We start from the raw sequence: 9810 nt of genomic DNA, 5'->3' as shown, positions 1-9810 counted from the left end.
GCGGGGCGGGGCGGGCGGGCGGGCGGGGCGGGCGGGGCGGGCGGGCGGGCGGGCGGGCGGGCTGGGCGGATTCTGCGCGGAACCGGATCGCCGCGCCCGGCGGAGCTGACAGGCTGGCCTGGCCGCCGCGCACCAGCGGTGGCCGCCGGCCCGGCCGGTGACCGAGAGGAGCGCCCGGTGACCGACCAACCGGAGGAGTTCGACCTGCTCGTCGTCGGTGGCGGCAAGGCCGGCAAGACGTTGAGCATGGACGTCGCCCGGTCCGGGCAGCGGGTCGCCATGGTCGAACGCGGCATGATCGGCGGCAGCTGCATCAACGTCGCGTGCATCCCGACGAAGGCGTTGGTGACCAGCGCGCGGGCCGCCCGTCAGCTGCGGGACGCGTCGGCGCTCGGCCTGGCGGTGGAGGGCTGCCGGGTCGACATCGACCTGTTGCGCGCGCACAAGCAGGACGTGGTCGAGGGGATGGTCGCCGCGAACCGGCAGCAGTTCCTCGACTCCGGTCTGCACCTGGTGATCGGCGAGGCCCGGTTCGTCGGCCCACGGACCGTACGGGTGGCACTCGCCGACGGCGGTGAGCGACTGCTGCGCGGCGCCGACGTGGTGATCAACACCGGTACCCGCCCCCATCTGCCGTCGGTGCCGGGGATGGCCGAGGCCGGGGTGCTCACCAGCGACGAGTTACTGCGCCTGGACCGGCTGCCGGCCCGGCTGGTGGTGCTCGGCGGCGGCACCGTCGGGGTCGAGTTCGCGCAGATGTTCGCGTCGTTCGGCAGCGCGGTGACGCTGGTCGAGGGCGGTCCACGGCTGCTCACCCGGGAGGACCCCGACGTGAGCGACGCGGTGATGCGCGTCTTCCTCGACGACGGCATCGACGTACGGGTGGGTGTGGCGGTCGCGCGGGTCGACCGGGACGTCGACGGCTCGCTGCGGGTGATGCTGGACGACGGCGGCGTGGTCATCGGGGACGACGTGCTGGTGGCGGCCGGCCGGGAACCGGTCACCGACGGGCTCGGCCTGGACGTGGCCGGCGTACGGCTCAGTGAGCGGGGCTTCGTGGAGGTCGACGAGCACCTGCGCACCAGCGCCGAGCGCACCTGGGCGGCCGGAGACGTCGCCGGCAGCGCGCAGTTCACCCACGTCTCGTTGGACGACTACCGGATCATCCGGGCGAACCTCGCGGGCGGCCAGCGCAGCACCGCCGACCGGCTGGTCCCGTACACCGTCTTCACCACCCCGGAGCTGGCCCGGGTCGGGCTGACCGAGACCGAGGCGCGCCGCGCCGGGTACGACGTCCAGGTCGCCCACCTGCCGGTCGCCGCCATCCCGCGGGCCCGCACCCTGCGTCAGACCCAGGGCAGGTGGAAGGCGGTCATCGACAGCGGCACCGACCGGATCCTCGGCGCGGCGCTGCTCGGCGCCGAGGCCGGCGAGGTGATCACCTCGGTGCAGTTGGCCATGCTCGCGGGAATGCCGTGGACCGCCCTGCGGGACGCGGTCATCACCCACCCGACCATGACCGAGGGTCTCAACCTGCTCTTCGCCTCGCTGAAGTCCCGCCCGGTCCGCTGACCAGCGCCCACGCCGGTCGGCGCGACGGCTATCCGGCGATCTCGTCGCGTACCCGTTGTTGGAAGGCGCGGGCCTGCGCCCCGGTGGGCGGCGGCCCGCCGTGCCGCGCGGCGACCGCCCGCTGGAGCACCTCGGTTCGGTCGCCGGCGTCGATCAGCCGCTGGCCGGCGGCGACCTTCGGAAGCCAGACGCCGTCGCGGTGGCGCACCAGCGATCGGCAGGCGCCGAGTACGGCGTCCTCGGTGCCGGGTGCGGGTTGGTCGGCCGGTGGTGTGGGCAGGGCGAGCCACCAGGTCAGCGCCGCGATCAGCAGCCGGCGCAGGTCGGCCGGGGCGAGGTCGGCGAAGACCTCCTCCGCTGGCGGCCCGAGCAGCGCGAGGCCACTCTGGTGCAGAATGCTGCGGTCGAGCCCGTACCAGAACCGGCCGTCGGCCACCGGGCGGTCGGCGGGGTCGAGGGTGCGGCGGAACGGCATGTCGGCCCCGGTGTTCAGTTCGACCTCGAAGCCGGGCTCGGGGGTGCCGGAGGCGGCCACCGCCCGGTCGTAGACGACCAACTCCAGCCCACGCGCCGGGCAGGGCAGCGCCTCGTGCCGCAGCCGGGCGACCAACGTCTGCTTGGTTGCCTCGGTGAGCGGTCCGGCGCTGAGCAGCGCCACGTCCACGTCGCTGCGGCCGGCCTGGTACGCCCCGAGCCCCACCGAGCCGGCGGCGTACGCGCCGACCAGGTCGGCGCCGAGCACGTCCCGGGCGGTGCCGACCAGGTCGTCGAGGTAGCGCTGAAGATCGGAGTCCACGCGCCATCATGACGCACGGGTCGGGGCCGGGCGAGGCTACCCCGCGTAGAGCAGCAGCAGACCGGCGACGGTGTAGGCGACCATCAGCGCCAGCAGGGGTAGTTGACCGGCAACCGCCCGGGCCCGGGGGAAGAGGTACAGGGCGCGGTCGTGGGCGAGCAGGGTGCCGAGCAGGTGCCCGAGGATGATGACGGTGATCTGCAGGCTGGCCACCCCGGACGGCGTGACCAGCGCGGTGTGCGGCTCCCAGTCGGCGGTGCCGAGCCAGTTGGCCCCGGTGCCCAGCGGGTCGGAGAGCAACGCGAGGGTGCGTTGGCCCTCCAGGATCAGCAGCGAGTAGTAGTGCGCCACCACGTACCCCACCGCTATCGGCACGATCGAGTGGGCGATCTCGCCCGGCACCGCACGAGCCTCGCCCGCGTCGGCGCGACCGATGCGCGCCGCGGCGCCGGTGGCGGCGAGGTACGCCACCGCGACGGCGGCGATGACGAGGCTCAGACCGGCGCTGCCGGTGACCGCCGGGTGCAGCCCGTTCTCCTGGCTGAAGCGCAACCAGCCCGGTGCGTTGGAGAGGCTGTCGTACATTGTCGAGCCGAGCAGCACGACCACCACGGCGACCAGCCCGGGGCGGGGGCGCAGACCGGCGATCCCGTCGAGCGGGTTGCGCCACACCAGGACACCGTCGGCGGCCCGGCCGAGCGGGGCGAGCTGACCGATGACTGTGCTGTACGCCTCGAACGGGTCGGCGTGGTCGAACCAGTCGGCGCCGAACACCACCGCGCCGACCAGCAGGACCACCGCGTACCCGGACAGCCAGGCGGTGATGACCGGCAGGGTGGCCCGGTCGGGGGCGACGAGTTCCAGCCAGACGAACCCGAACAGGGTGGCGGCGGCCGGCCACCACCCGACGCCGGCGGGCAGTTGACGGAGCCCACGGTTCGGGTCGCGTCGGGCCGCCAGCGCCGCGAGCAGGTGCACCGTGCGCAACGGGTTGACCGCCCGCCAGACCGGGCCGAGCAGCAGCGACAGCGGTGCCAGCCCGACCCAGAGCAGCACGTACAGCGCGCCGGCGGTCGGGTTGTCAGCGGTGTCCGGCCCGCCCAGCAGACCGAGGCAGAACCAGCCGGCGGCGAGCAGGCCGAGCCCGCGCAGCGTCCACCGGAACGCCGGCGCGTCGACGAGTCGGGTGAGCCAGTGTGGCGCCGGGCGACCGCCGGTGGCGTCCCGGTCGAGCCGGGGTTCGCGCCAGAGCAGACCCAGCGCCACGAACGTGACGACGAGGGTCAGCGCGGCGGCGGCGACGAGCTGCGGCAGCGTGATCGGCAGGTCCTGGCGGCCACCGACGCCGTGTGCCAGCAGCGTGGGCGCGGCCGTCATCCCGTTCAGCGGACGACGAGCTGGAAGAGCACCAGCTCGGAATCGTGGGTCTCCACCTCGAACAGCCCGGTCTGGTCGGCGCGGAACTCCACCGAGCCGGGCTGGCCGGCCGGCAGCCGGGCGCCCACGTCGTAGCCGTGCACGTGCAACTCGTCGGACACGTCGGAGGTGACCGTGATCCGGACCAGCTGGCCCTTACTGACGGTGATCCGTCCGGTCGGTGGATCGACCCGCCGCTTCGCGATGGTCACGGTGATCTGCTGGTCCACCGGGGTGGTGCTGGCGGAGGCGCTGGGTGTGGTGGTGGTCGTCGGGGCCGTCGCGGTGGGGGTGGCGTTCGTCGGGGCCGCGGACGTCGGCGCCGTCGAGGGGGTGGCCACCGAGGGGTCGTCGTCCTGCCCGCAACCAGCGAGGAGCAGGGAGGCGAGGGCAGCAGCGGCGAGGGCGGCGGAGGTGCGGGCGGCGGGGGTACGGACGAACACGGGCGGACTCCGAACGACGCGAGGGGGACGGGTGTCGGGTTGATCGTCGGGGAGGTGAACTCTACGTCTTGTTCGGTGCCGGGGAAATGACCATGATGAACGGATGCGATCGAAGCTGGTCACTGCGCGTAAGATTCTGAGTCGTGCCGTGGCGGCGCTGGCGGCGACCCTGGTGTTGTCGCTGCTGCTGCCGGTCGCCCCGGCGTCCGCGCACGGCCAGTTGGCGACCTCCACCCCGTTGAAGGGGACCGTGGTACGCCAGCCGCTGACCCAGTTGGCGTTGTACTTCACCGAGAAGCCGGCCTTCAACGCGCACTTCGCGATCACCGGGCCGGACGGATCGCGGGTGGACAATGGCTGGTCCCACGGTGAGCCGAAGCGACTGGACAAGCCGGTCACCGAGTACTTCATGGTCGACGGTGTGTTCGAGCCACGGCTGTACCACACCGGTTTCCCGGCCATGGTGACCGTCGCGCACTGGCCGGCGAAGGGCCGCTACACCGCCAGCTACCTCTCCGTCGCCTCCGACGGTGAGGCGGTGCGGGGCGAGGTGACGTTCGACTACCAGGGGCCGGGGACGGCGGCGCCGGCCGGCTGGTCGGCGCCCACGGCGGGGCCGGATCCGGCACTGCTCGCCCAGGCCGAGGGTGACGGCTCGACGACCCCGGGGGCCACCGGCAGCCCGGTCGCCCCGACGGGCGAGCCGGTGGACGACCCGGCCGGCGCAGCGCCGGAGCAACGCGGCGGCGGATTCCCGGCCTGGCTGGTCCCGGCCCTGATCGTCGTCGTGGTCTCGGCGATCGTGTTGGTGGCGGCCCGCCGTCGGCCCACGACGGGCAGCGCCTCCGCGACGGGCCGTCGCCCGGCTCGCGCGGCGGGTCGGGGCGGCGCGGCGGGTCGGGGCGGCGGCACAGCCCGCAAGCCCGCGACGCCGACTCGGAAGCCCGGCAATCGGAGCGGTGGTCCGGCGCGACGCGGACGGCGGTAGGCGACCGCGCCACCCGGCATTCTTCGCGTACCGCCTCGAACTTTCGCACGGACATGGGAAACTTTTGATGTATCGAGGCGAAGCCATGGACACTCCCATCGAAACGCCTTAATGTCTCGACCCACCAACCCGGTGTTTCCGCAGTGTCACTCGTCGGCGTCGAGGACGTTACGGAGCCGGGGCCGACGGTCATCCTCACCGCTGATCCACGCCGGCCGTCGGACACTCCACTGCCTCCTGGAGGAACGATGGGCACACCCCTGCTACGCCGACTCCACCACCCCGTCCTGGGCGCGTTGGCACTCGTCCTCGCCACCGGCCTGTGGGCCGTCCCCGCCACCGCCGCCCCCGCGCAGGAACCGGGCGTCACACTGCGCGTCTTCGACGTACAGGTGCCCCTCTCCGAACTGTGCACCCTCAAGCCAGCCCAGACCCCGAACGTGGACAAGCTGATGTCCACAATCAACTGGACCTCGGCAGCCGACTTCGGCTTCGAGGACAACTTCGTCTCGCAGGTCCTCGGCAACATCACCATCACCCAGGCCGGCAGTTACACGTTCCGGCTCAGCAGCGACGACGGTTCCAAGCTGTCGATCGACAGCGCCGTGGTGATCAACCATGACGGTCTGCACGGCGCGACCCCGCCCAAGGAGGGCACGGTCACCCTCACCGCCGGTCTGCATTCGCTGCGCATCGACCACTTCGAGCGCGGTGGTGGGCAGCAGATCACCCTGGAGTGGAAGACGCCCGGCTCGTCGACGTTCGTGGTCGTACCCAACTCGGCGTTGAGCACCGACGCCGGCGTGGTCCGGGTGACCGCGCCCGGGCGCAAGGAGTGCGAGGGGGTCTCCGACTCCCCCGGCGACGGCCTGCCGCTGACCGGCGTGCACCCCGGCTACACGCTGACCAACCTGCGGCCCAGCGGCTTCCAGCCGAAGGTCACCGGGATGGACTGGCTGGCCGACGGCCGGCTCGTCATCTGCACCTGGGGCGGCAGCGACCAGTCCGGCACCTCCCAGGACGGCGAGGTCTGGATCCTCGGCAACACCGGCGGATCGACGAGCCCAGGCAATGTGACCACCAAGAAGATCGCCGGCGGCCTGAAGGAACCGATGGGGCTCAAGGTCGTCGACGGGGTGGTCTACGTGACGGAGAAGCAGCGGTTGACCCGGCTGGTGAACACCGGCGGTGACGAGGCGGCCGAGCGCCTGGAGACCGTCGCCACCTGGCCGTACGGCGGCAACTTCCACGAGTTCGCGTTCGGCCTGCTCTACCAGGACGGGTTCTTCTATCTGAACCTGTCGGTGTCGATCAACTCCGGCGGCGCCACCACCAACCCGCAACCCGCCACCAACCGGGGCACCACCCTCAAGGTCAACAAGGACACCGGCGCGGTGAGCTACGTCGCCGGCGGCCTGCGTACGCCGCACGGCATCGGCTGGGGCCCGGAGGGCGGCATCTTCGTCACCGACAACCAGGGCGGCTGGTTGCCCTCGTCGAAGCTGGTGCACATCAAGCAGGGACGGTTCTTCAACCACTACATGAACCCGGCGGGGCCGTTCGACACCGCCCCGGTCACCCCACCGGTGCTCTGGATGCCACAGAACGAGATCGCCAACTCGCCCAGCACGCCGCTCTACCTGACCAGCGGCCGGTACGCCGGCCAGTTCGTCATCGGCGACGTGACCTACGGCGGCCTGCAACGGGCGAATGTGGAGAAGGTCAACGGCGAGTACCAGGGCGCCCTGTTCCGGCTCACCCAGGGCCTGGAAGCGGGCGTCTCCGAGGTCAACATCGGCCTGGACGGCGCGATCTACGTCGGCGGGCTCGGCGCGGGCGGCAACTGGGGCCAGAGCGGCAAGCTGTCGTACGGCCTGCAGAAGCTCACCCCGAACAGCGCCACCACGTTCGAGATGCTCGCGATGCGCGCCACCACGACCGGCTTCGAGGTGGAGTACACCCAGCCCGTCTCGGCGGGAACCGCCGCCGAGCTGGCCGCACGCTACAAGATCAAGCAATGGCGGTACGTGGCGACGTCGAACTACGGCGGGCCGAAGGTCGACGAGGAGACGCTGACCGTCACCTCGGCCACCCTCTCCGCGGACGGAAAGAAGGTCAGCCTCGTGGTGGCCGGCCGCAAGGCCGGCCGGGTGGTGCACCTGCGCTCGCCGCGACCGTTCACCTCCACCAGCGGCCAGTCACTGTGGAGCACCGAGGCGTGGTACACGCTCAACTCCATCCCGGGCAGTCCGCCACCGCCGGTCGGCGGCACCATCACCGGCGTCGGTGGCAAGTGCCTGGACGTGGACAACGCCGGCACCGCCGACGGTACGAAGATCCAACTCTGGACCTGCAACAACACCGGCGCGCAGTCGTGGACGCGGGTCGGCGACACGTACCGGGTGCTCGGCAAATGCCTGGACGTGGACAACGGGGGCACCGCGAACGGCACGAAGGTCCAGCTCTGGACCTGCAACGGCACCGGCGCGCAGGTCTGGCAGCCGCAGGGCGACGGGTCGATCCGCAACCCGCAGTCCGGCAAGATCATGGAAGCCGCCGGTGGTAACACCGGCGACGGCACCCAGATCCAGCTCGGCACGTACGCCGGCGGCGCACACCAGAAGTGGGTGGTCAGTAGCGGGGTAACCGGCTGACCCCGGACGAAGGGGCGTGGTCCGACCGCGGGTCAGGCCACGCCCCGGCCGGGCACGCCGGCCGCCAGTCAGGGGCCGTGCGGCAGCGGCTGCGCCAGTGCCCGCAGGTCCGCCGGGAGCTGGGCCAGGGCGTCCTCGAACTCCCGGTGCCCGACCACCCGGTGCATCGTCTGCAGCACCGCACGGGTGCCCCGTTCGGCGGCCGGGCGGTCGATCCCGGCACGGTCGGCCACCCGGCGCAGGAACTCGTCGTAGTCGAACGGCTCCGGCGGCTCGGCGGCCTTGACCAGCAACGGGCTCAGCTCGTCGGCCAGGTGCGGGGCCATCGCGCCCGCCTCCCCGCCGCTGAGCCGCTCGGTGAGGGTCCGCAAAACCGCCTCGGTGAGCGGGCGCGCCTGCTCCGGCGAAACACCCGCGCGTGCCGCAACCTTGTCGACGAACGCCAGCTCGGCCATGCCCCCGCCCTTCGCTGTCGGAGACGCGTGGCTACCCGGGCCAACCGGCAGCAAACCCGGCAACCGCAGCGGGATGGTTCTGCTGGTTGCTCCGCGCGATGCCGTCCGCTTCTCGTACGGTGAAATCGGACCGGGAACCCGACGGCTGCCCGACGGCGGCCCGTGCCGCAGGAGGAGCAGATGGCCCTCGACCTGCCCGACGTGATCGACCGGTACTTCCGGGCCGCCAACGACCGGGACCTGGACGCCTTCGTCGCCTGCTTCGCGGACACGGCGAGCGTCGCCGACGAGGACCGGCTGTACGACGGGCGGGCCTCGATCCGCTCCTGGCGACAGAAGACGATGGACGCGTACTCGTACACCGCCGAACCGATCCGGATCACGTCGCAGGCGGGCGACTCGTACCTGGCCCTCACCCGGGTCTCCGGCGACTTCCCCGGCAGCCCGATCGAGCTGCGGTACCGGTTCACGCTGCGCGACGGGCTGATCGGCGCCCTGGACATCCGTCCCTGACAGCGAGTTGGTCCACCGACCCGAAGGGGAGTCCCCGTGCCGCGAGTCTGGCTCATCACCGGCTGTTCGCGTGGTCTCGGCCGCGCCCTCGCTGAGGCCGTCGTGGCCGACGGCGACCACGTGGTGGCCACCGCGCGCAACCCGGCGCAGCTCGGCGACCTGGCCGACCGGCACGGTGACCAGGTCCGTGCGGTGGCCCTCGACGTCAACGACCCGGCCGCCGCGCGAGCCGCCGTCCGCACCGCCGTGGACACGTTCGGTGGCTTGGACATCCTGGTCAACAACGCCGGGTACGCCGACGTCGCCGCGATCGAGGACATGTCGGAGGACGACTTCCGGGCGCAGGTCGAGGCCAACTTCTTCGGAGTGGTCAACCTGTCCCGGGCCGCCCTGCCGGTGATGCGCGAGCAGGGGCGCGGGCACATCGTGCAGATCTCCAGTGTCGGCAGCCGGGTCGCGAGCACGGGCCTGGGCGCGTACCAGTCCGCCAAGTGGGCGGTCAGCGGCTTCTCGGCGGTGCTCGCCCGGGAGGTCGAGGCGTTCGGGATCCGGATCACGACGGTCGAGCCGGGCGCGCTGCGCACCGACTGGGCCGGCTCGTCGATGAGCGCTCTGCCGATCAGCGAACCGTACCGGCCGGTCATCGACCCGGCCGTGCAGCGGCTGCGCCAGGCCAACGGCGCTCAGCCGGGCGATCCGGCCCGCGCCGCCCAGGCGATCATCCGGATCACCCGGGTCGACGACCCACCGCTGCGGTTGCTGCTCGGCGCCGACGCGGTGGCAGCCGCCAAGGCTGCCGCCGAGGCCCTCGCCGCGTCCGACGCGCGGTGGCGGGAGTTGAGCGAGTCGATCGCCTTCGATGCGACCCCCTGACGTGACTTCCCGGCCGGACCGGCGGGACTGCTCCCCCGGCCCGCAGGTGATCAACCGCCGAACGGACGAGACGGCCCAGGGGGCAGTGGATGACATGATG

At 72.3% G+C, this 9810-nt stretch carries 9 protein-coding genes; 5 read left to right on the top strand and 4 right to left on the bottom strand.

Going from position 1 to position 9810, the window contains the following annotated elements; all coding sequences use genetic code 11:
• The first annotated feature begins 177 nt into the window (after positions 1-177).
• Positions 178-1572: a dihydrolipoyl dehydrogenase family protein gene (locus tag V6U86_RS28485; RefSeq protein ID WP_334508564.1), complete on the top strand. Its 1395-nt coding sequence runs from the start codon at positions 178-180 to the stop codon at positions 1570-1572.
• Between the two features lie 28 nt (positions 1573-1600).
• Here V6U86_RS28485 and V6U86_RS28480 read toward each other — a convergent pair whose 3' ends face one another.
• From V6U86_RS28480 to V6U86_RS28470, 3 genes are read right to left on the bottom strand one after another with little or no spacing between them, the layout of a single operon-like run.
• The gene (locus V6U86_RS28480) at positions 1601-2368 is read right to left on the bottom strand and encodes a nucleotidyltransferase domain-containing protein (protein ID WP_334508562.1); all 768 of its coding nucleotides are present in this window, start codon (positions 2366-2368) and stop codon (positions 1601-1603) included.
• A gap of 36 nt (positions 2369-2404) precedes the next feature.
• Entirely contained in the window at positions 2405-3745 is a 1341-nt protein-coding gene (locus V6U86_RS28475; protein WP_334508560.1) for a hypothetical protein, read from the bottom strand.
• 5 nt (positions 3746-3750) lie between these two features.
• The gene (locus tag V6U86_RS28470) at positions 3751-4227 is read right to left on the bottom strand and encodes a hypothetical protein (protein WP_334508557.1); all 477 of its coding nucleotides are present in this window, start codon (positions 4225-4227) and stop codon (positions 3751-3753) included.
• A gap of 103 nt (positions 4228-4330) precedes the next feature.
• On the opposite strand from V6U86_RS28470, the gene V6U86_RS28465 reads away from it, so the two are divergent.
• Positions 4331-5215: a copper resistance CopC family protein gene (locus V6U86_RS28465; RefSeq protein WP_334508555.1), complete on the top strand. Its 885-nt coding sequence runs from the start codon at positions 4331-4333 to the stop codon at positions 5213-5215.
• A 248-nt stretch (positions 5216-5463) separates the two neighbouring features.
• Positions 5464-7869: an RICIN domain-containing protein gene (locus V6U86_RS28460; RefSeq protein WP_334508553.1), complete on the top strand. Its 2406-nt coding sequence runs from the start codon at positions 5464-5466 to the stop codon at positions 7867-7869.
• Between the two features lie 68 nt (positions 7870-7937).
• Here the strand turns inward: V6U86_RS28460 and V6U86_RS28455 are convergent, their stop codons facing one another.
• On the bottom strand, positions 7938-8324 hold the full coding sequence (locus V6U86_RS28455) for a DUF2267 domain-containing protein (RefSeq protein WP_334508551.1): 387 nt from the start codon (positions 8322-8324) through the stop codon (positions 7938-7940).
• 180 nt (positions 8325-8504) lie between these two features.
• Between V6U86_RS28455 and V6U86_RS28450 the strand changes: the two genes are divergently transcribed.
• Both V6U86_RS28450 and V6U86_RS28445 read left to right on the top strand, forming a co-directional pair.
• Positions 8505-8837, top strand: a complete 333-nt coding sequence (locus V6U86_RS28450) for a nuclear transport factor 2 family protein (RefSeq protein ID WP_334508549.1) — start codon at positions 8505-8507, stop codon at positions 8835-8837.
• Positions 8838-8873: 36 nt separating this feature from the next.
• Positions 8874-9710, top strand: coding sequence for an oxidoreductase (locus V6U86_RS28445; protein WP_334508547.1), 837 nt, complete (start codon positions 8874-8876; stop codon positions 9708-9710).
• Positions 9711-9810 lie beyond the last annotated feature (100 nt).

The sequence above is a fragment of the Micromonospora sp. CPCC 205558 genome (assembly GCF_036902955.1).
GTDB lineage: Bacteria > Actinomycetota > Actinomycetes > Mycobacteriales > Micromonosporaceae > Micromonospora.
Note: the sequence above shows the minus strand (reverse complement) of the source record. Positions and strands in the feature narration are given on the sequence as shown.

Excerpts from the sequence above, each read along its gene's own strand:
- V6U86_RS28460 (WP_334508553.1), top strand. The coding sequence starts at position 5,464 with ATGGGCACACCCCTGCTACGCCGACTCCACCACCCCGTCCTGGGCGCG.
- V6U86_RS28475 (WP_334508560.1), bottom strand. The coding sequence starts at position 3,745 with ATGACGGCCGCGCCCACGCTGCTGGCACACGGCGTCGGTGGCCGCCAG.
- V6U86_RS28450 (WP_334508549.1), top strand. The coding sequence starts at position 8,505 with ATGGCCCTCGACCTGCCCGACGTGATCGACCGGTACTTCCGGGCCGCC.
- V6U86_RS28465 (WP_334508555.1), top strand. The coding sequence starts at position 4,331 with ATGCGATCGAAGCTGGTCACTGCGCGTAAGATTCTGAGTCGTGCCGTG.
- V6U86_RS28455 (WP_334508551.1), bottom strand. The coding sequence starts at position 8,324 with ATGGCCGAGCTGGCGTTCGTCGACAAGGTTGCGGCACGCGCGGGTGTT.